Below are 22948 nucleotides of genomic sequence, written 5' to 3' on the forward strand. Positions count from 1 at the left end.
AGAAGCGCTCAGTAAGTTATTGGCTACTAAACACTCAAACATACAGAATGCACTATTGACTGCAATTTAGACTCCCACTTTACAGCAGTTACGCCGTTAGTTGTCAAGTACTAGCGCTGAATCCTGTAATAGCCTCTATTAGCCAAAACTTATTTGGTCATCCACCAAGTTCACCTCTATAGTTTCACCAGGACTATACTTACCAGCTAATATTTCTTGTGCTAATGGGTTTTCCAGCCAGCGCTGAATCGCTCTTTTTAGTGGTCGAGCACCATAAACAGGATCAAAACCTACATTCACTAACTTATCAATCACACTGTCTGCCAGCTGTAGATTTAAATCTTTTTCCTGTAGTCGCTGCCGTAAGCGACTCAATTGTATTTCAGCAATACCTTTAATTTGTCCTACCGATAAACCATGAAAAACCACTAGCTCATCAACTCGGTTAACAAACTCTGGCCTAAAATGATCTCCCACAACATCCATTAAGGTTGCTTTTAGTGTTTCAAAGTCATGAGTTTGCTTTTGAATTAAGTCTGAACCCAGGTTAGATGTCATGACCACTACGGTATTTTTAAAATCAACCGTACGCCCCTGGCCATCGGTTAAACGCCCATCTTCCAACACTTGCAACAAAATATTAAATACATCCGGATGAGCCTTTTCCACTTCATCCAATAACACTACTGAATAAGGGCGACGACGCACCACCTCGGTCAGATAACCTCCTTCTTCATAGCCAACATACCCTGGAGGTGCACCTACTAGCCGAGCGACTGAATGTTTCTCCATAAACTCAGACATATCAATACGAATGATCGCTTCTTCAGTGTCAAACAAAAACTCAGCAAGTGCCTTACATAACTCTGTTTTACCAACCCCAGTTGGCCCTAAAAACATAAATGAACCATTGGGGCGATTAGGGTCAGCTAACCCAGCCCGAGATCGACGCACTGCGTTCGATACGGCAAGCACTGCCTCATCCTGACCAATGACTCTTTTATGTAGGGCATCCTCCATTCGAAGCAGTTTCTCTCGCTCACCTTCCAACATTTTGGCAACAGGTATACCAGTCCACTTCGACACCACTTCAGCAATTTCTTCCTCTGACACACGATTTCGCAGCAAGCGCATATCGCTCATTTCGGCCTGACTTGCCAAATCTAGCTGCTTTTCCAGCTCTGGAATTCGACCATACTGCAATTCAGACATTCTGGCTAAATCACCACTCCGACGGGCCGCATCCAGTTCGGTACGCACCCGCTCTAACTCCTCCTTAATTTTTTGCGAACCGTGTAATGATGCTTTTTCAGACTTCCAGACCTCTTCTAAATCAGAGTACTCTTTTTCCAGTTTACTGATATCATCCTGAAGTTTCGTTAAACGCTTTTTGGATGCCTCATCATCTTCTTTTTTCAGTGCCTCACGCTCAATTTTTAACTGAATTAAACGCCGCTCCAACCGATCCATACTTTCTGGTTTAGAATCCATTTCCATCCGGATCCGACTGGCCGCTTCATCAATTAAGTCAATAGCTTTATCCGGCAGTTGTCGATCAGTAATATATCGGTGAGAGAGCTTAGCAGCCGCTATAATGGCAGAGTCAGTAATATCCACCCCATGATGTACTTCGTAGCGCTCTTTTAAACCACGCAAAATAGCAATAGTGTCTTCTTCATTGGGCTCATTAACCATGACTTTTTGAAAGCGACGCTCCAGTGCTGCATCTTTTTCTACATATTGTCGGTACTCATCTAAAGTCGTTGCACCGACGCAGTGCAATTCACCTCTAGCCAGAGCAGGCTTTAGCATATTACCGGCATCCATTGCACCTTCAGCTTTACCTGCACCTACCATGGTATGCAGCTCATCAATAAATAAAATGATTCGTCCTTCTTGTTTCGCCAGCTCGTTTAAAACGGCTTTTAACCGCTCTTCAAAGTCACCACGAAATTTTGCGCCGGCAATCAGTGCTCCCATATCTAACGCTAAAATACGCTTGTCTTTTAAACCATCGGGTACTTCACCATTAATAATACGCTGGGCTAAACCTTCTACAATTGCAGTCTTACCCACCCCAGGCTCTCCAATCAGAACGGGGTTGTTTTTGGTGCGACGCTGCAATACTTGTATAGTCCGGCGTATTTCATCATCTCGACCAATCACTGGATCCAGCTGACCTTTTTCTGCCTTAACCGTTAAATCAATGGTGTAGCGATCCAGTGCCTGACGGTGTTCTTCTGCATTAGGATCATTTACTGCTTGGCCACCACGCAAGTTTTTAACTGCTGTTTCAAGCGCTTGCTGACTAACTCCCTGGGTCTTTAGCAGCTCTCCTACTTGGCCTTTGTCTTCCATTGCAGCTAACAAAATAGTTTCACTGGAAATAAACTGGTCACCCGCCCTTTGCGATAATTTATCTGCCAGGTTTAATAGCCGCCCAAGCTGGGGTGACATTTGAACATCGCCATCACCGCTTGATACAACAGGAAGATTATCTAATGCCTTTTCAAAACCTTGCTTTAACTGATTAACATCGAAACCCACCTGCATCAATAAAGGTCTGATAGAGCCACCTTTTTGCTCTAACAGGGCCATCATTAAATGCACTGGCTCAAGGTAATTGTGATCACGCCCCACAGCTATTGACTGGGCATCAGCCAATGCCATTTGTAGTTTACTGGTCAGTCGATCAACTCTCATTTGCTGTTTCCACCTATAAATTTTTTACATAAGTAGGCCATAACTGTTGTTTAAAAATAGCAGCAGTTAGTCAAAGGAAAGTTTCACCGGTGAGATTTGCGCGCTTTTGCTCCTGAGCCTACCAGGATGCTTACTTACTAGTTTATATGGAGCTTATTAAAAAGTTTTCAAGGACTGCCTGTTGACTTAAAGCAGTTGAATAGATTTACGGCGCTTCTCGCCAAATCAAAGATGCCATTCGGCCCGTTTGCGGGGAGCGCCGATAAGAATAAAAACGTTGGTGGTCACTATAGGTGCAAAAGCCACCACCGTAAACTTGGTCAATCCCTAGCTGATTCAACTGCAACTTTGCTAACAAATAAAGGTCAGCATAATAATGACCTGGCCTATTGCTTAGCTGAAATGCTGTTTTGGCATCGACACCTAAGTACTGAAAGGCCTGCTTCACTTCTGGCCCTACCTCAAAATGCTGAGGACCAATGGCAGGGCCAAGCCAGGCCATTAAGTTTTGTTTTTCTCCCGTATAATCACAAACCAATTGCTGTAATATACCCGCAGCCAACCCTCGCCAACCCGCATGGGCTGCACCGACCCAATCTCCCTGCTTGGAACAAAATAGGACGGGTAAGCAGTCTGCCGTCATCACTGCACAAGCCAGTTGGGGCTGACTCGTAACAGCAGCATCAGCTTTTGGCACTATTTCGTCTACCGCTTCCTCTACTGATTCTACCTCAGCAGCTGTATATTGTGCTGCAATGACATCCGTACCATGCACTTGATCAAGCCATTGAATGTGCTGAAGGGAAAACTGATCTTTCAACCACTGCCGATTAGCTTTAACTTGCTCAGCATCATCGCCAACATGTAATGCAAGATTAAAATGATCGTAAGGTGCTTGGCTTGCACCACACTGCCTGGTAGTCACAAGTGAGCGCACAGCAGCAGGGGCAGGCCAATCAGGTATTAACAATTGAGGGGTAATATTTTCCACCACTAGCGACTCATAGCTCTATTCAATTATTCATTGCACAGTTTAACTACTCATAACACTGATGCAGATCATCAGACAGCATTTGTAGTAGTTGCTCAAAATCATCAGGTAAGGGAATTTCCCACTCCATATATTCATCAGTTGTTGGGTGATATAAACCCAGTTGCCGAGCATGCAGCGCCTGTCGTTTAAATTGCTGTAGTGTGTTAATAAACTCACTGCTTGCACCTTTTGGCAGTTTCAGGCGCCCGCCGTAAACTTGGTCGCCAACCAGTGGGTAGTGAATATGACTCATATGCACTCTGATTTGATGGGTGCGCCCTGTTTCCAGTTTTACTCGTACATGGGTATGGGCACGAAACCGATGCAATACCCGATAATGAGTAACCGCTTCTTTGCCAGAATCAATCACTGCCATTTTGGTTCGTTGAGTTGGATGACGGCCTAGTGGCTTATCTACTGTGCCTCCCGCCGTCATTACCCCGCAAGCGATTGCCTCATATTCACGGGATATCACTCTATCCTGCAACTGAGCCACTAAACTGGTATGTGCGGCTAAATTTTTTGCCACCACCATAATGCCCGTAGTGTCTTTATCCAGCCGATGGACTATTCCTGCACGAGGTACACTGGCTAAATCAGGACAATGATGCAATAAGGCATTTAATAATGTACCACTATGATGACCAGCTGCAGGATGCACTACCAAACCTTCAGGCTTATTAAGCACCACAATATCGTCATCTTCATAAACAATATTGAGGCTGATTTCTTCCGGCTGATGGGTTTCATCATTTTCGACCTGAGCATTCAAACGCAACAGTTCACCACCGTAGAGTTTATCTTTTGGTTTGCGAGTTTCATTATCAACAGTTAACTCCCCTTGCTTAATCCAAGCTTGCAGCTTAGCTCTGGAAAAATCAGGAAAGCAGTGGGCCGCAATTTGGTCTAATCGGCTACCACCCTGCTCAAAAGGTACAACAGATTCCAGTACAATATGTTCAGCCATGGGATGATTTTCGCAAAATATTGTCAACTACAGGGGTTTACTTTGGTTTACTTCACTAGCTGTGGTTAAATACAGCGATTATTTTGAAGCCGCTTCACGTTTTTACAACCGGTGTGAATGGTAAATGTTAAAACGGTTAATGTTAATAAGTGAATGATAGTCATGATATAAGCACCTGAAAGTTTACCACAGTTAAGCTTCAGGCAAACTAGAACATCAACTATCAGCCGTTATGCCATTCATAAGCACCTTGTAGAATGTGTTAGCAAAGAGCACTACTAAAAAACAGCAGTGTTTAATGAAAGTGTTTCAAATTGCAGTACAAAAGCCTTATTTGACAGCTATCGTCAACCAATGGCAGCTTATGGGAAGCTTACCCCATTAGTATTTAAATAAACGCCATTTTATTTATTGGTGATTACATTATACCCAATGTGAAGGGTATTTAAGCCACAGCTAAGGAACTCTATTAATGGTGCGCATGATCAAGTATTCATTATTGCTAAGCCTGGCGTTATTGCTCAGTGCCTGTGCTTCCGATAGCAAGCAAGATATCCCTGAAGAGTTAACTGAAGCCGAGCTTTATCAACAGGCTCAGCTTGCACTCGATACCAGCAACTATAGCAATGCAATTGATAAACTCCGCGCCTTAGAGTCTCGCTTCCCCTTTGGCTCTTATGCTGAGCAAGCCCAGCTTGACCTTATTTTTGCCTACTACAAAAACCAGGAGCAAGAAGCGGCAAAAGCTTCAGCAGAACGCTTTATTCGCTTGCACCCCCAGCATGAGAATGTTGACTACGCCTATTATATGAAGGGGCTGGCTTCCTATACTGCTGATGTAGGCTTTATCGAGCGCTTTGTTGAAATTGATATGAGTAAGCGTGACCCCGGTCAGGCAAGAGATTCGTTCAATGAGTTTTCTGAACTGCTTAAGCGTTTCCCAAATAGTCGCTATGCACCTGATGCCCAAAAGCGGATGATTCACCTACGTAACCAATTGTCACGCTATGAAATTCATGTGGCTAACTACTATATGAAACGAAAAGCGTATGTAGCGGCTGCTAACCGAGCTCGTTTCGTGGTTGAAAACATGCAGGAAACCCCCGCTATTCCTGATGCACTAGCAATATTAGTTGAAGCCAACCAGCATTTAGGGCTAACCAAAGCGTCTAACAATGCCTTAAAGGTCCTGCGAACCAACTACCCTAAACACCCAGCACTGGATAGTCAGGGCAACTTTGTTCAGTACAAGGTTTACTATGATGTTGACCCATCAGTTTGGAATATTGTCAGCTTTGGCTTATTAGACGACCCAGAAGAAAGCATTCCGCCAAGCCGTCAACAGGCAGTAGAGCCTGCTGAAGAGAAAGAGCAGGAAAAAACTGAAGATGAACAAACCAGTGGTGACCGTTCCTGGTTAAATATAATGACTTTTGGCGTGGTGGGAGATGATGGCTCTGAGCATTCAGAAGAGCCCGAAGCTACTGAGTAGATTTAACCTAAACAGGTTAGCCAACAACTTACAAAAAAGGGAAGTAATACTTCCCTTTTTTTTATTTCAAAGAGCTGCTAGTTAAATACCCAGCTTCCAGCCATTGACCACTGGATAGCGTCGGTCACGACCAAACCCTCTAGCGGTAACCCTCACCCCAATAGCAGCCTGACGTCGCTTATATTCATTAATATCCACTAACCGTAAAACTCGATACACATCGTCACGATTAAAACCTGCTTCAATAATAGCCTCAGCACTTTTATCCTGTTCTATGTAAAGCGCCAGAATTTCATCCAGTATGTCATAAGGAGGCAGTGAGTCCTGGTCGACTTGATCCGGTGCTAATTCAGCAGAAGGTGGTCTCTCAATCACTCGTTCAGGAATAACAACGCCATGCTGGTTACGATAGCGCGACAGTTGATAAACGATAGACTTTGGCACATCTTTCAGGACATCAAAGCCCCCCGCCATATCACCATATAAAGTGGCATATCCCACAGCCATTTCACTTTTGTTACCCGTAGTTAATACCAAATAGCCTTTCTTGTTAGAAATAGCCATGAGTAACACACCACGGCAACGGGCTTGTAAGTTTTCTTCTGTCGTATCTGTTTTGGTACCAGTAAACTCTTCAGCCAATGTTTCCATAAAAGCATTAAACATTGGCTCTATTGGCAGCACAGAATAGCGTACCCCTAGCGTATTTGCTTCTTGCTCAGCATCTTCCAAGCTCATTTGCGAGGTATAGCGAAACGGCATCATTACCGCTTCAACCCGGTCTTTGCCCAAAGCATCCACAGCTACTGCCAAAGTCAATGCAGAGTCGATTCCCCCAGACAAACCCAATACCACGCCTTTAAAGCCATTTTTATTGACATAATCTCGAACACCTAGCACCAGCGCTTGATAAATACTGGGAAGTAATTCAGGGATTTCAGGCTGGTTGGTTTGCTTTACAAAGTGTTGGTCAGCAATATTATATTCGGCTAAGTACAGTCCTTCCTGGTAAAACTCAGCCTGCACTGCCACTTCTCCATCCTTATCCATGGCAAAAGAGCCACCATCAAATACCAGCTCATCCTGCCCACCTATTTGGTTAACATAAACCATTGGCAGCTGTGCCTCTAAACAGCGCTGCTTAGCAACTTCTCTACGCTCTACCTCTTTACCACGGTGAAAGGGTGATGCATTAAGGCTTAATATCAGCTCAGCTCCTGCCGCTTTTGCCTGCATAACCGGCTCTGAAAACCAGATGTCCTCACAAACCGTCAAGCCAATCTTGACTCCCTTGTATTCAAATACACCAGCCTCCTGGCCAGGCACAAAGTAACGCCGCTCATCAAATACCTGATAATTGGGCAGACATTGCTTTGAATACACAGCCAGCTGTTGACCTCCATTTAGTACAACAGCTTGGTTATATTCGCTATTGACTCCTCCAGGAGCCCCTAATACCAGGCAAATATCAGTAACTTCGCTCAGCTTATTAAGCGACTGTTGCACTCGAACTTGCATACTGTCTCGCAATAATAAGTCTTCTGGTGGATACCCACAGATACATAGCTCTGGAAAAACAACGATATCCGCCGCAAACTGCTGCTTTGCCTGCTGTGCTGTTTCAATGATTCGCTGGGTGTTTCCTTCCAAATCCCCCACCAGCACATTCACTTGCGCCATTACAATTCGTAATACAGCCGCCATAACCATCCCCACATTGAACTGGTTGTTAACAAGCCTATTGTCCCATTAATTTTAGTTAAAGAACAGAGTTCACTAACCCTTTTCTTCTCTTAACCATAACGGGGTTTGCTAAACTGAAACAAACCGAATAAAAACTGCTTTCGTCATTAAAATGAACAATAAGACTTCAACTGGGCCACCAGCCAACCTTAATCTTAGAGTGTTGCGTATATATAACCTTTATCGCACCTTTTTAGGGCTGGTACTTACCCTTAGTGCATTCAGCCCCATCAATACGGTACTGTTTAACCCTACTAATTTGAAGTCACTACAGCTATTCGCTGTTGTTTACTTATTCATTAATATCATTGTTCTCATCAGCATACATCACTCGACGTCTTCACCTGTCACTTTTTGTATCTGCTGCACAGATATTTTGCTATTAAGCTTGCTACTTTCATTGCAGACGTCAAAAAACTTGGCTTTTGGTAATTTAGTTGTCGTATCTGTGGCGGCGGGTAATATTCTTATTCGAGGTAAGCTAGGCCTGTTACTTGCTGCTATTGCCTCACTTTGTATTGTTGTAATTACTTTATTTCGCAGCACTCAATTAACTATTGGTTTACAAACCCATATTAGTAGTGGTTTATTAGGTATTATTTATTTTGCTACTGCTTTTTTTATCCAAAGCTTATCCGAACGATTAAGTCGCAGTGAAGCACTTGCAGAACAACGCCGAACAGAATTTTTTAACTTACAAAAACTCAATCAGGTTATCATTCAACGAATGCGTACAGGCATTCTTGTAATCAGTCATGATCAATTATTGGTAATGATGAATGAAGCCGCCAAATTATTACTTAACAGTACAGATTATCCCAAAACACTAGAGCAGGCATCACCACAACTCAAACAAGCACTCACACTATGGCAAAACAATCCTAGAGCTCACATTGAACCGTTTCAAGCAACCTCCGCAAGTCCAAAGGTAAAAGCAAGCTTCACTCGACTTCCCGTTAGTGGCCACATTAATACATTAGTATTTTTAGATGATATATCATTGCTTACCCAGCAAGCCCAACAGCTTAAACTAGCCTCTTTGGGCCGCCTTACTGCCAGTATTGCTCACGAAATCAGAAACCCTCTAGGTGCCATTAGTCATGCCGCACAATTACTTAACGAGTCACCGGATATTACCTCCGCTGATATTCGTCTGATTGAGATCATCCAAAACCACTCTAAACGAGTGAATAATATTATTGAAAATATTTTACAAGTGGCTAAGCGCAAACAAACGCAGCCAGAAACATTTTTACTTGAGCCTTGGTTAAAAAAACATTTAAATGAAGAACACTTTACCAATATTCAGTCTCCAGTATTTGATATTCAAAACAACAGTACACCTATCGAAGTGGTATTTGACCCCCACCAATTAAGTCAGATAGTCACCAACCTTTGCCAAAATGGCCTACGCTATAGCTACCTAACCTGTGGTGAAGCCTATATAAAAATCATTACTCATATTAAATCCGATACAGGACAACCTTGTGTGGATATTATTGATAAAGGGCCAGGTATCCAAAATGGTCTGGCAGAACAAGTTTTTGAGCCTTTTTATACAACTGAAACCACAGGTACAGGATTAGGACTATATATCTCAAGGGAATTATGTGAAGCCAACCAAGCCAGCCTAGACTTAATCAAAAGGAGTCAGGGTGGGTGTTGCTTTAGAATCACTTTTGCCCATCCGCAACGAAATCAAAGTTATTTAGAGCATTAATTTGGTAAGAATAAGGTAATATTACCCATGGCAAATCCCTTGGCATTAATAGTTGATGATGAGCCTGATATTAGGGAACTACTGGAAATCACTCTAGGAAGAATGAAAATTGATACAGAGTCTGCTGACAGCCTCGACCAGGCATACCAGCACTTAAACCATAAAACATTTGATCTCTGTTTAACCGATATGAACCTGCCTGATGGTAACGGCATCGACCTAGTAAAATATATTCAACAAAAATACAGTAAAACACCTGTCGCAATGATTACAGCCTACGGCAACATGGATACAGCCATTACCGCATTAAAAGCTGGCGCATTTGATTTTGTATCGAAACCAGTCGACTTACAACGACTGCGTGATTTGGTCAGCTCAGCATTAAAACTTAACAAACCCCATCACGATACCAAGAAAACAACCAGTGAAATCAAACTGCTAGGAGAATCTAAAGCCATTAAACAATTACGTAAGCAAGTAATAAAACTAGCCAGAAGCCAAGCCCCTGTTTATATCAGTGGTGAATCAGGCAGCGGCAAAGAGCTAGTAGCCAGACTCATTCATGATGAAGGCCCACGAGTAGATGCGCCTTTTATCCCCGTTAATTGTGGTGCAATCCCCACAGAGCTAATGGAAAGTGAGTTTTTTGGTCATAAAAAAGGAAGCTTTACCGGGGCCGTAAATGATAAGCCAGGTTTATTTCAAGCGGCAGATAATGGTACATTATTTTTAGATGAAGTCGCAGATTTACCAATGTCGATGCAAGTAAAACTACTAAGGGCAATTCAAGAAAAATCCATCCGTCCAGTAGGCACCGAAACCGAAATTAAAGTAGATGTTCGAATCCTTAGCGCCACCCATAAAGACCTGAGTCAGCTGGTCAATGAAGGGAGTTTCCGCCAGGACTTGTTTTATCGGATTAATGTTATCGAATTAAAAGTTCCTCCATTAAGAGATCGTTCTGAAGATATACCTTTACTCTCAGAACACTTTTTGCAAAAAATTGCCAACAGCTGTGACCTTGATCCACCAAAACTCTCAAATGAAGCCTTAACTACATTAAAAAACTATCCTTTTCCAGGCAATGTCAGAGAGTTAGAAAATACTCTCGAAAGAGCATTTACCCTTTGTGAAGAGGATTTAATTAAAAAAGATGATCTAAGATTAAGCGACATTGACTCTAATAGTCTATTGACTATACAAGATAAATCACTACCAGTTGAAGGGGTTAGTTCATTGGAAGACTATTTAGAAGATCTAGAGCGCAAAGCTATTGTTCAGGCCTTAGAAGAAACTCGCTGGAATAAAACAGCTGCAGCAAAAAAACTTGGCATTACTTTTCGCGCACTTCGTTATCGATTAAAAAAACTTGATTTAGAATAAAATCCACAGCTTCCAAACTCAATTTTTATTAATTAGCCATTTAAAATACCACATCACTCATCAAGCATTTTTTACTTTTAATCTACCATTCAACACATCGTACTTATCAACACACCTACTTCTTTTTAGCAAAATCAAAACCCACAATAATAAGCAATTAACATTTTCATTTAAAACCCTCTCTTTCGAGCAATACAAAAATAATTCTGTTCAGTGGTTAACAACATAGCTTTCTAAGAATCCTTACACTGCAAAAAAATCAACAGCACTAATAGGGACTCTAATGAACAAATATAAGGATTTATATCAAGCAAATTCAGCAGGTTTCACATTAATTGAATTACTTACAACTATTACAGTTTTTTCGCTGATAATCAGCATTGGCATTCCAGCATTGAGTTCAATGATTCATAACTATCAAGAACGCACCACAATGCTGCAACTGCATAGCGCTATTCATCTAACTCGCGACTATGCCATTACTCAACAAACCTTTGTAGCTATTTGCCCAAGTAAAGGCGAACAATGTTTACCTCACTGGCAAACTGAAGAGCTAATGATCTTTACAGACCCAAATAAAAACGGCCAATTAGATAATGACGAGAAATTATTAAAAATCATACATATTAATATCAATGGCTATATTAATGCTCGCCTATCATCACGAAGGCAGTATTTGCGGTATCACCCAGAAGGACTATCCCGCCCTATTTTTGGCCGCATTACTTTATGTCCTATAAGTCAAGAAAGTTACCCTCCCCGACAATTAATTGTCAATTTTGTTGGCAGAGTTCGCCACAACACCCCACCTCGTCAAAGTCGTGACGCCGAAAAAATACTAAACGAGAACTGTTAGTAGTTTTTTTCAGCTAAATAACCAGTTAGGTTACAAAATATCCTGCTTATCGGTTGATCAGTGACTATATTAAGCCTGTATGGAGAATGCGTGATAAGTTTATTACAGGAGGCCACGCATCATGCAGCGCACTCAAGGTTTTACACTGATCGAGTTGTTGATAGTAATCTCTATAGTTGGTTTTATTGCCGCTTTTAGTATTCCGTGGTTTGGAAATTTTATACAGGATTATCGGGTCTTTTCTGAGACAAATCAATTGGTTAACAGTCTTAGTTTGGCTAAAAGTGAGGCGATTAAAAGAAGCACTGAAGTAAGCTTAGAATTCACCAGAAACACTAATGCAGGCTCTCTCAATGACTGGCGATATAACTGGTCAATTTATTTAGATGCAAACTCAAACAATACCCTAGATACAGGCGAATCGATCATTAAAGAAGGTCGAGGTGATCTTGAACTTTCAATAGCGGGTAATCTTACCACTAATGCAGGCAATTTTCGTTTTAACGCAAAAGGTTTAATCACTGCATCTAACATCCCCCAGGATACCAACGGAAACTTCATACTAAGAGTCTGCGATAAACGTAGAGATGGCACTGCTTTTGAGTTAAACCGAATTGGTAGAGCAGAAAAGACTAAGCACAGTAGCAAAAATAGTCCTGCTAACCCTATTCCAGCAAACCAATGCAACTACAGACTTTAAATAATTACCTGGAATCAAAGATGAAATATCAAGCAATAAATAAACAACAAGGAATTGGTTTAATTGAAGTTTTAATTACTATTCTGGTGATAGCAATTGGTTTGCTTGGTTTAGCAGGTATGCAAGCACAATCAATGAAAAGCACCTATCAGTCAGGCCAACGCTCACAAGCTATTTGGATGGCACAAGAACTTGCAGAGAGAATGAGAGCAAATCCAAGTGCTGTCAGTAATCAACACTATTTAAATGCTATTAATACTGTTAGAGCTGAGATCTCTGCCAACCCAGGCTCAGACAAACCCTGCTCCACTCCAAGTAAAGCTTGTGACGCAACAAATACTTGCAACGATGAACAGTTAGCAAGATATGATGCTTGGGATCTTTTTTGTGCAGATGCAAGTACCACTCCACTGCCTAGAGTTAATCCCTACCTAGTATGTACACCTACAAGTTGTGCTGACGGATCAGACATACACATTACCTTAGAGTGGGAGGAAGCACAAACAAGCTTTCAAAGAACAACCAAAACGACTGGAAGCGGTAGTGATAATCCAACAGTTGAATTAATAATTAGATTAGAAGGTTAACCATGCATTTTTATAAACAACAAGGGATGTCACTAGTTGAGTTGATGATCGCACTAGTATTAGGCTTACTATTAATCGCTGGTATCTTACAACTTTTTTTAGGAGTCACCCAAACATTTCGCCAAAATGAAACTTTATCTAGAATTCAAGAAAATGGAAGGTTTTCCTTAGACTTTATTGCACAAGATATTAGGTCTGCAGGTTACCAAGAACCAGGTAAGCGTGATGCTATTCCATTTTTTCTTAAAGATTGTTTAAAACCTGGTTCAACAACAGCAAACTTAGCAAACTGTACAAATGATCTATTAGCAGTAGAAGGAAATGATCCTGCTAATAATAGCTCGGATAGATTATCTGTATTTTTTGAGCCTACTGATCAATTAGATTGTGCTGGAGCAGATATTAGAGACCCATCGAATACATCAGCCAATCAAACCATTGTAAATATTTACTTTATAGATGGTGATGACCTTTCCTGTAGTAGTTACAGCCCATCACGAGAAGTCAAAATCACAAATAATCAGGCACTATTGAGCGGAGTTCAAAGTATGCAAGTGCTATATGGTGTTCGAGATAACGATGACAAAACTCAATACTTAAGTGCAGACAAAGTTGGTTCAGGCATGTGGCAAAATATACGAACAGTTAAAATTGGAGTATTAGTCAATTCAGGAGAGGAAAAACCTGCTGTAGGGCCAAAAAATACATATAAAGTACTCGGCCAAGAAATCAAACTCAACGGAGGTACACAACGACACATCTATACTACCACCGTTCGAATTAATAATTCTATTTAAAAGGAATTAATATGAAAATTAATACTCAACAAGGCTCATCTTTAATTGTAAGCCTAGTGTTATTAACAATATTTACTATCATTGGCTTAGCAGCTATTTCAACCTCATCTCTTGAAGAAACCATGACTGGAAATACCCAGCGACAGCTAGAAAACTTTCAAGTGGCATTAAGTGAGTTAGATTCACAAATTGTTCGATTACTTGGTGATGCAACAGATAAAGACCTTGTCAAAGCAATAGACAAAGCTAATGCCAATAAAACAGGAACGAAAGAGCAAAAGACATATAAGTTTACTGATGCCAGTCAGTACGACCCAAAAAATAAAACTGTCTACGAAAATCAGAGAGGTATACACATAAACTCTAGTGTTCTTTATAACTACAAAACTGCATCAATTGGACCATCTAAAAAGTTTACAAGCTCTGCTGATATAAAAGAAGGATATGTTTTGTATCACTTTGATCTAAACTCTAATTCCGAAATGGGTGACGCCCCTGGAACAACTGATAGAAATATAATTGCCGCATCCAGGCAAACCTACGGTTTTAGTTATAAAAATAAAAACCAAAACATAATTGTCGAGGATTAAAAAAAAAAATGAAAAAAACAATACTAACTTACTCACTATTTTTATTACTTATTCCCTCAATAGCATTAAGCGATGAAGTTTCAATTGAAGCATCGATCATAAAATTCTATTTTGGTTCAAAGGGAAAACATGTTACTACAGAAGTTTATGCCTGCAAAGAATGTCCTCCTATAGTTCTTAAAGTACATAAAAAAAAATCTATCTACTTAAATGGTAAAAAAGTAACTCCAGAAAAGCTATTTTCATTGGAGTTTAAAGGTGGTGTGGTTTCATACTCCGACACAACCAATGAAATAGTAGAAGTAACCACCTCAAACTAGTTTTTTATCGAGGAAATAATTCGTGACTAAGTTATATCGTTATTTTATTTCATGCACTTTATTTTCAACTACTTTATTTACAAGCCTCTTCTTAAAGGCAGATGATACTGAAGTATTCTTCACTAAAAATGAAGATCCTAATATTTTACTTATTTTAGACTCTTCAGGAAGCATGAGCACACAATTCAATGGTGGAGTAGTTGAAGTTAAATCAAACTATAGAAGTAACTACAACCTAGGAAAATTTGCCACTAGCGATCGCCCTACTAACCAGGTTGACCAAACTAGTTATAATGTCAATGGGTCAAACCGAAGACTTATAAACAGATTAGGCGTTAATAGAACACGCACTCGAAGCCAAATCATAAAAGACGCAGCAGCAGACCTAGTTGCAAATAAAAGTGATATATACCTTGCTATTCGTACTTTCAACGGAGTTGTTCAGAATTTTATCCATTTAGATAAAAATACTCCCGACTCAACTAGACAGAATATAATTAATAAAATATACGGAATACCTGCTAATGGTGGCACGCCACTATCTGATACCTTGTATCAAGCATATCAACATTTCGTTGGAGGTAGCTCCCCTTTTAAAGCCTGCCAAACAAATAGCATTGTCTATTTTACAGATGGAGAACCATCTACAGATCAAACATATGATAGACAAATTAAAACCTTAATTTCTAAAAGTAAATTACCAGTTAGTACTGATTTTCCTGCAAGCTTCTCTCTCTCATCCAAACCTACTGGCACACCTTCAGATCCAAAACTATTGGCGCTATCTAAAAGCTGTCACGGACCAAAAAGTGGTACTAATTGCCTTGATGAACTTGCATGGTATCTAGGTGATACTGATTTAAATACTAGGCTTGCAGGGGATCACAATATAGCTGTTCATACAATAGGAGGCTTTGGTTTAAACTATAGTAATAGCCAATTAATAATCAGTGCAGCTGCAAGGAGCGGTGGAACCTTCAGTTCTGCAAATACACCAGCACAAATCAAAAAAGCACTAGAAAGTGCTGTAGGAAAAGCTCCTCCAGGGGGCAGTACTCTTGCTCCACCCTCTGTGCCTGTCAGTTCATTTAATGTGCTTTCTTTAACTAAGGATCTATATTATCCGCTATTCAAGCCTGAAGTCGGGCCTCATTGGATTGGCAACTTAAAGCACTATAAATTTAATGATATAGGTGAGATTATTGATAAAAATAAAAGCGTTGCTATTAGTAATTCAGGTTTTTTTAAAGATAGCTCTTTTAGTTTTTGGAGTACGCAAAAAGATGGTCAGGATGTAAGCAAAGGGGGAGCTCTAGATAAATTACCAAATAATCGAATTATGATTACTGATATTATTAACCCTAGTAACAGTGTCATCGAAAATAAACCTATCAGTGAGCAAAAGGATTATTCATTGTTTGGAATATCAAGTGCTAACCCTGAAACTGAACGAACAGAAATTCTAAATTGGGTTAAGTCACGTATCGGCGACCCGCTTCACTCTGGTCTGCAAGTAATCACATACTATAAAGATAATTCTGATGTTAATAATAAAAAATTAGATGCAACAGCATTTTTTGGTTCAAATTTAGGATTTTTACATGGATTTAATGTCTCAACTACAGAAGTAACGACTACTACAGGCGGTAAACAAGTAACCGAAACAAAGGAAACAAGTGATAGCGGAACAGAACAGTTTGCATATATTCCTAGTGAGTTAATCAAAAACTTAAAAATATATCGTGATAGTGAAGGAAAAACCCCTACTCAATTTACCAAAACATACGGCTTAGATGGACCTATTGATGTGTGGGTTAATGACAAAAACCATGATGGAGACATTTTGACCGGTAGTGGTGTAAATAGTTCTGCTGATAGCGGCGAGCATGCCTATCTTTATGCAGGTATGCGCCGAGGAGGACGTATTTTATACGCCTTTGATGTTACTAACCGAAGTACCCCCAAGCTATTATGGAAGAAAACCCATACCGACTCAGATTATAGTGAGCTTGGATACACTTGGTCTAAGCCCAAAGTGATGAAAATTCGCTGGGGCTCAAGCACTAAAGTTGTTCTTGTATTTGGTGGTGGTTATGTTGAAAGCGCTACCTCTAGAGATATTAAAAATGATACCAGTGAAAGTACTATGGGGCGTGCTGTCTACATCGTCGATGCTAAGAATGGCGATGTACTATGGTGGGCCTCTTCTGCAAGCGGTGCCAACCTTTCTCTTTCCAACATGAAATACAGTATTCCTGGCGAAATCTCTGGGATTGATGTCAATGGAGATGACCTAGTAGACAAACTATTTGCTTCAGATATTGGCGGACAAATTTGGCGCTTTGATATCCCACTAGATAAAACCATTAATGTTGATGCCTCATCCATTAAAGGAGGACGCATCGCAAATTTTGGAAGTGCTACAAATGCAACAGATGCAAGACGTTTCTTTGAAATGCCTGACGTTTCATTTGTACAAGAGCGTGGTCAAGCAACCTATTTTGTAGTAGCTATTGGATCAGGAAACCGAGCGTTTCCAAAGTCTGACAGCAGCATTAATGATCGTTTTTATGTTTTTAAAAATTATGATGTTTTTTCTGAACCAAGCAGTTATACCACTATCACATCATCAGACTTATATGATGCAACAAGCAATACTATTGGTACCGCTACAGGCACAACAAAACAAAATGCAATCAACGCACTTAATAACAAAAAAGGCTGGTTTATTAACCTAGATGCAGCTAGTGGTGAGAAAGTATTAAGTCGCTCTACTACCTTTGAAGGGATTTTAATGTTTACTACTTACTCCCCACCATCTAACCTCGGTATTAATACCAGCTCATGTTCCGGTTTTCCTGCTGACAACAGGTTATATTTGATCAATATTTTGGATGGTACTTCGTTCCTTAATGCTGGTGATGTGCCTGATCCAAATAAACGAGAGACAAATCATAGTAGAACTATTGTTAAACTCTCAGCTGGCGGTATCCCTTCAACCCCCTTTGTATATCCTAAGAGCGATACAAAAGGTAAAGGCAAAGTCATTGTTGGCACAGAGGATGTTATAAAACTACCTATTGGTGAAAAAATAACCAGGACTTTCTGGAGAGATAATAAAAATAATTAATATAAAAAAGGCAGCTTCCGCTGCCTTTTTTATTTCCTCAAACCAAAAATAATCAAACCTGCTTTACCCTTAGTTCCTTTGGCATCGAAAACACCACATTTTCTTCACAGCCATGTAACTCTTCTGGAGCATCAGCACCTAGCTGTTGTAGTCGGTTGATAACCTTTTTAACCAGAACCTCTGGTGCTGATGCTCCAGCGGTTAAGCCTATATTATTGGTATTTTTCAACCATTCTGCTTGTATCTCATCTTCGTTATCAATGAGATAAGCCGTAGCACCTATCCGCTCAGCCAGCTCTCGCAAACGATTAGAGTTTGAGCTATTTGGAGACCCTACAACTAACACTAAATCACACTGAGCAGCCAAGTCTTTAACTGCATCCTGCCGGTTTTGGGTCGCATAGCAAATATCATCTTTTCGAGGCCCTTGGATTTTTGGGAAGTGGGCTCTCAAGGCATCAATAACTTTTGCCGTATCATCCATTGATAAAGTGGTTTGGGTAACATAAGCCAGTTTCTCTGGATTTTTTACTGCTAGCTTGGCAACATCCGCTTCATTTTCAACTAAATAAATATTACCACCATAACTGTAGTCGAACTGTCCCATGGTACCTTCAACTTCTGGGTGACCATTGTGGCCGATCAGCACACACTCCATACCGTCACGACTATAGCGTGCCACTTCCATATGGACTTTGGTGACTAATGGACAAGTCGCATCAAATACTTTTAAGCCTCGCTCCTGCGCTTCATTTTGTACTGCTTTTGAAACACCATGGGCACTAAAAATGACAATGACATCATCAGGTACTTCATGAAGCTCATCAACAAAAATTGCACCTCTTTCTTTGAGGTTTTCGACGACAAATTTGTTATGGACTACTTCATGACGGACATAAATAGGTGGGCCAAAGATATCCAACGCTCGGTTGACGATTTCAATGGCTCGATCAACCCCCGCGCAAAAGCCTCGTGGATTGGCTAATTTAATTTTCATTAGCGACCCTCCTGATCAATCACCTGGTTTACTTCATTTGCTGGCTCAACAGCTATTACTTTCACCTCAAAATTAAGGGTTTGTCCAGCTAAGGGATGATTAAAATCTATTTCAACCATTTTATCATCAAACGACTTCACCACACCAGGCAACTCAGCTTTATTCGCATCAGCAAAAGACAAGACTAAGCCTGGGGATAATTCCATATCAGAAGCAAAAGACTTACGCGCAATCCGCTGAATATTATTGGGGTTTGGCATACCAAACGCATACTCGGGGGTTAATACCAGCTCCTTGTAATCTCCTGCTTGTAAACCAAAAATGGTTTGCTCAAAATTTTCAGGTAAGTTGCCATCCCCTACCACAAATGTGACAGGTTGTTTGTCAAATGTTGAGTCAACTACCGCACCATCAGCTAGCTTCAAAGCAAAGTGCATGGTTACCTGACAGTTGGGACCTATGGCTAATGAAGTCATAAAACTGATTTCCTACTGCTGCTGAGGTTTTCTAAACATATCAATAACAAGCATCACCGCACCCATACTGATAGCCGTATCTGCAATATTAAAAGCGGGGAAATAGTTATCTTGGTAATGTAATAAAAGAAAATCTACCACATGACCCAACACAACCCTGTCATACAAGTTACCTAGCGCACCACCTAAAATAAGCGCTAATGCAATGGCCTGCCAACGCTCATATTCCTTCAGTTTTTTTAGCCATAAGACTAAAAAAACACTCACAGCGATGGCAATAACACTAAAAAACCAACGCTGCCAACCACCGGCATCACTTAAAAAGCTAAAGGCTGCACCTGTATTATAAGCTAAGGTAAAACCAAAAACAGGCAAAATTGGCACCAGCTCGCGAAACTGCAGCACATCCACAGCGACGGCTTTAGTCACTTGATCAAGAATGATGACCAATACAGAAATCCATAACCATTTCAACATAGTCTTCTCTACACCTATATACCCTTCACTTTAGGTATAATTCCGATAACAAAAAGCCACCCTACATTAACTGTTAGAGTGGCTTTATTTCATTAATGCCTACAACCAAAATTTTCTTGGTTATGCATATAAGCGTTTTTCTCCTGCTCCTGCCACATTCTCAACGCAGCGACCACACAATTCTGTATGTTCAGTATGCTGCCCTACATCCTCACGGCGATGCCAGCAGCGTACACATTTTGAATGACTTAAGCTATGCACAGCTAATTTTAACCCTTCTAACTCAGTCTCCACTGCACTTTCATCAGACTCAGTCAATGATTTCACTTCTGCCTGTGAAGTGATTAAAACAAACCGTAATTCATCACTTAAGGCAGTCAGCACTGGTTGCAACTTATCTGAGGCATACAAAGTGACAGCCGCTTCTAAAGAGCCACCAATCTTTCCTTCATTTCTGGCAGCCTCTAGCGCCTTGTTCACAGCTGTCTTCACTTGTAAGACCTGCTGCCAATAATTTCTATCCATAATTGAAGACTCAGGCAGTTGCTCCAATTTGTCGTACCAAGTAGTTAGCTGTACTGACTCGGCCCGCTCTCCTGGAATCGCTTGCCAGATTTCTTCAGCGGTAAAGCTAAGAATTGGCGCAACCCAGCGGCTGAATGCTTCAATAATATGATATAGCGCCGTTTGTGCACTGCGACGAGCTAAACTGTCGGCTTGAGTGGTGTACTGTCGATCTTTAATGATATCCAGATAAAAGCCGCCCATATCCAGCGAACAGAAATGATGGACTTTTTGATAAATCTGAATTAATTCATAGCTGTCATAGGCTGCAACTATTTCTTGCTGTAATTGATAAGCTCTATCAACAGCCCACTGATCTAATGCCAGCATTTCATTAAATGGCACTAAGTGTTCAGTTGGTTCAAACCCATGCAAATTAGACAACAAGAACCGTGCTGTATTACGAATACGACGATAGGCGTCTGCGGTGCGCTTTAAAATTTCGTCAGAAACGGACATTTCAGAACTATAGTCAGTGGCTGCCACCCACAACCGTAAAATATCAGCACCTAAGCTGTTAACCACTTCTTGTGGTGCCACCACATTACCCACCGACTTAGACATTTTGCGGCCTTGTGCATCCACGGTAAAACCATGGGTTAACACGGCTTTATAGGGTGCTTCGCCGCGAGTGGCGATGGCTGTTTTCAGTGATGACTGGAACCATCCTCGATGCTGGTCAGAGCCTTCCAGATACAAATCAGCAGGGAACTGCAGTTCTTCACGCTGCTCCAGTACTGCCGCATGAGTAACACCTGAATCAAACCAAACGTCTAAAGTGTCGGTCACTTTAGTATATTGATCTGCTTCATCACCAAGTAGCGCCTCTGTATCTAATGCAAACCAAGCATCTATACCTTTTTCCTCTACCTTTTTAGCAACGGTTTCAATCAATTCAGAGGTATTTGGATGTAACTCTTGGGTTTCTTTATTAATAAATAAAGCAATAGGTACACCCCAAGTACGCTGACGGGAAATACACCAGTCAGGGCTACTTTCCAGCATCGCTTCGATACGGTTTTGTCCCCAGGCGGGTGTCCACTGCACTTTTTTTACAGCCGCTTCAGCTTGTTCTAATAACCCTTGCTGCTCCATGCTAACAAACCACTGTGGGGTCGCCCGAAAAATCAGTGGCGTTTTCGTCCGCCAACAATGAGGATAGCTGTGAGTAATTTTGCTTTGACGAACCAATTTGCTTTGCTCTTCTAAAACCGCAACAATTTTTTCATCAACTTTATAAACATGTTCGCCCGCAAATAGCTCCGTACTTTCCCGATAAACACCACCATCATCGATCAGGTTCAAAGTACCAAGGCCATACTGCTTGCCCACATTAAAGTCATCCACACCATGATCAGGTGCCGTATGAACAGCACCAGTACCAGCATCAGTGGTCACATGATCACCTAAAATCACAGGCACTTGCTTGTTATAAAACGGGTGTTGTAAGGCTAAATGATCTAAATCGCTTCCTTTGCAAGTGGCCAGCACTTCATAAGCGGTTACCTCATAGCGCTGCATGATGGCCTCCACCATATCAGCAGCCAAAACAACCCGCTCAGCACCTTGGCCAAGATCTACTTGCACTAGTGCATAATTCAACTCTTTGTGTACAGCAACGGCTTGGTTAGCTGGCAACGTCCACGGAGTGGTAGTCCAGATGATTACACTGACAGGACCAGCACCTTTATCCGCGATGTTAAAGTGGTTTAAGACTGTCGCCTGATCAACAACACTAAAACGCACATCAATTGAAAATGAAGTTTTATCCTGATACTCCACTTCCGCTTCTGCTAGTGCAGAGCCACCGACCACACTCCAATAAACAGGCTTATAGCCTTTATGCAAATGACCATTTTTAGCGATACGGCCCAAGGCACGAATAATATCTGCCTCAAACTGATAATTCATAGTGAGGTATGGGTTTTCCCAATCCCCTAATACACCTAAGCGAATAAAGTCTTTCTTTTGTCCAGCCACTTGTTTGGACGCATATTTACGGCATTCTTTTCTAAATGCTGGGTAATCAACCTTACTCCCTGCTTTACCAATTTTTTTCTCAACATTATGTTCAATGGGCAGGCCATGACAGTCCCAACCAGGAACATAAGGTGCGTCGTAACCACTTAAGGTTTTCGACTTAACAATAATATCTTTTAATATTTTGTTAACAGCATGCCCAATGTGAATATCACCATTTGCATAAGGAGGGCCATCATGAAGAATGAATTTTTCCCGGCCTTTACTGATGTTCCGAATTTGCTGGTAAAGGCCCATTTTGTTCCAACGAGTGAGCATTTGTGGTTCACGCTGAGCCAAGTTAGCTTTCATAGGAAAGCTGGTTTTGGGTAAGTTTAATGTCGATTTATAATCTGTCATGATGGTTAATACCAAACGCTCTGTTAACAAACAC

18 protein-coding genes are annotated in these 22948 nt (G+C 41.0%); 10 read left to right on the top strand and 8 right to left on the bottom strand.

The genetic code is table 11. The features are described from left to right. Positions 1 to 138: 138 nt before the first annotated feature. From clpB to rluD, 3 genes are all read right to left on the bottom strand, one after another. Positions 139 to 2703, bottom strand: coding sequence for an ATP-dependent chaperone ClpB (gene clpB, locus OQE68_RS05060; RefSeq protein WP_180567227.1), 2565 nt, complete (start codon positions 2701 to 2703; stop codon positions 139 to 141). Positions 2704 to 2908: 205 nt separating this feature from the next. Continuing rightward, positions 2909 to 3694 (bottom strand): peptidoglycan editing factor PgeF, encoded by a 786-nt coding sequence (gene pgeF / locus OQE68_RS05065; protein ID WP_180567226.1) that lies wholly within the window; start codon positions 3692 to 3694, stop codon positions 2909 to 2911. 46 nt (positions 3695 to 3740) lie between these two features. Beyond that, complete coding sequence (gene rluD / locus OQE68_RS05070) at positions 3741 to 4703, bottom strand: 23S rRNA pseudouridine(1911/1915/1917) synthase RluD (RefSeq protein ID WP_180567225.1); 963 nt, start codon at positions 4701 to 4703, stop codon at positions 3741 to 3743. 472 nt (positions 4704 to 5175) lie between these two features. On the opposite strand from rluD, the gene OQE68_RS05075 reads away from it, so the two are divergent. Beyond that, positions 5176 to 6195: an outer membrane protein assembly factor BamD gene (locus OQE68_RS05075; RefSeq protein ID WP_219339940.1), complete on the top strand. Its 1020-nt coding sequence runs from the start codon at positions 5176 to 5178 to the stop codon at positions 6193 to 6195. 81 nt (positions 6196 to 6276) lie between these two features. On the opposite strand, the gene OQE68_RS05080 is transcribed toward OQE68_RS05075, so the two are convergent. After that, the gene (locus OQE68_RS05080) at positions 6277 to 7899 is read right to left on the bottom strand and encodes an NAD+ synthase (RefSeq protein WP_180567224.1); all 1623 of its coding nucleotides are present in this window, start codon (positions 7897 to 7899) and stop codon (positions 6277 to 6279) included. Positions 7900 to 8050: 151 nt separating this feature from the next. Between OQE68_RS05080 and OQE68_RS05085 the strand changes: the two genes are divergently transcribed. From OQE68_RS05085 to OQE68_RS30730, 9 genes are all read left to right on the top strand, one after another. Further along, on the top strand, positions 8051 to 9658 hold the full coding sequence (locus OQE68_RS05085; RefSeq protein ID WP_180567223.1) for a sensor histidine kinase: 1608 nt from the start codon (positions 8051 to 8053) through the stop codon (positions 9656 to 9658). A 27-nt stretch (positions 9659 to 9685) separates the two neighbouring features. Further along, a complete protein-coding gene (locus tag OQE68_RS05090; protein WP_180567222.1) occupies positions 9686 to 11041 on the top strand; it encodes a sigma-54-dependent transcriptional regulator in 1356 nt (451 codons plus the stop codon). Positions 11042 to 11324: 283 nt separating this feature from the next. Further along, positions 11325 to 11897, top strand: coding sequence for a GspH/FimT family pseudopilin (locus OQE68_RS05095; RefSeq protein WP_180567406.1), 573 nt, complete (start codon positions 11325 to 11327; stop codon positions 11895 to 11897). A gap of 121 nt (positions 11898 to 12018) precedes the next feature. Further along, the gene (locus OQE68_RS05100; protein ID WP_180567405.1) at positions 12019 to 12597 is read left to right on the top strand and encodes a GspH/FimT family pseudopilin; all 579 of its coding nucleotides are present in this window, start codon (positions 12019 to 12021) and stop codon (positions 12595 to 12597) included. Between the two features lie 20 nt (positions 12598 to 12617). Further along, positions 12618 to 13184: a type IV pilus modification protein PilV gene (gene pilV / locus OQE68_RS05105; RefSeq protein WP_180567221.1), complete on the top strand. Its 567-nt coding sequence runs from the start codon at positions 12618 to 12620 to the stop codon at positions 13182 to 13184. 2 nt (positions 13185 to 13186) lie between these two features. Further along, positions 13187 to 13981: a PilW family protein gene (locus OQE68_RS05110; protein WP_180567220.1), complete on the top strand. Its 795-nt coding sequence runs from the start codon at positions 13187 to 13189 to the stop codon at positions 13979 to 13981. Between the two features lie 11 nt (positions 13982 to 13992). Further along, positions 13993 to 14571, top strand: coding sequence for a pilus assembly PilX family protein (locus OQE68_RS05115; protein WP_180567219.1), 579 nt, complete (start codon positions 13993 to 13995; stop codon positions 14569 to 14571). 8 nt (positions 14572 to 14579) lie between these two features. Next, on the top strand, positions 14580 to 14891 hold the full coding sequence (locus tag OQE68_RS05120) for a hypothetical protein (protein ID WP_180567218.1): 312 nt from the start codon (positions 14580 to 14582) through the stop codon (positions 14889 to 14891). 22 nt (positions 14892 to 14913) lie between these two features. Beyond that, on the top strand, positions 14914 to 18021 hold the full coding sequence (locus OQE68_RS30730) for a pilus assembly protein (RefSeq protein ID WP_180567217.1): 3108 nt from the start codon (positions 14914 to 14916) through the stop codon (positions 18019 to 18021). Between the two features lie 52 nt (positions 18022 to 18073). Here OQE68_RS30730 and ispH read toward each other — a convergent pair whose 3' ends face one another. The 4 genes from ispH to ileS form a co-directional block, all read right to left on the bottom strand. Beyond that, positions 18074 to 19018, bottom strand: a complete 945-nt coding sequence (gene ispH, locus OQE68_RS05130) for a 4-hydroxy-3-methylbut-2-enyl diphosphate reductase (protein WP_180567216.1) — start codon at positions 19016 to 19018, stop codon at positions 18074 to 18076. Beyond that, positions 19018 to 19494, bottom strand: a complete 477-nt coding sequence (fkpB, locus tag OQE68_RS05135) for an FKBP-type peptidyl-prolyl cis-trans isomerase (protein WP_180567215.1) — start codon at positions 19492 to 19494, stop codon at positions 19018 to 19020. Before fkpB ends, ispH begins: the two co-directional genes overlap by 1 nt. Positions 19495 to 19506: 12 nt before the next feature. Continuing rightward, entirely contained in the window at positions 19507 to 19971 is a 465-nt protein-coding gene (gene lspA, locus OQE68_RS05140) for a signal peptidase II (RefSeq protein WP_180567214.1), read from the bottom strand. Between the two features lie 120 nt (positions 19972 to 20091). Further along, complete coding sequence (ileS, locus tag OQE68_RS05145) at positions 20092 to 22914, bottom strand: isoleucine--tRNA ligase (RefSeq protein WP_180567213.1); 2823 nt, start codon at positions 22912 to 22914, stop codon at positions 20092 to 20094. Positions 22915 to 22948: the final 34 nt, after the last annotated feature.

It is taken from the genome of Spartinivicinus marinus, from assembly GCF_026309355.1.
In the GTDB taxonomy this organism is placed as follows: Bacteria; Pseudomonadota; Gammaproteobacteria; order Pseudomonadales; family Zooshikellaceae; genus Spartinivicinus; species Spartinivicinus marinus.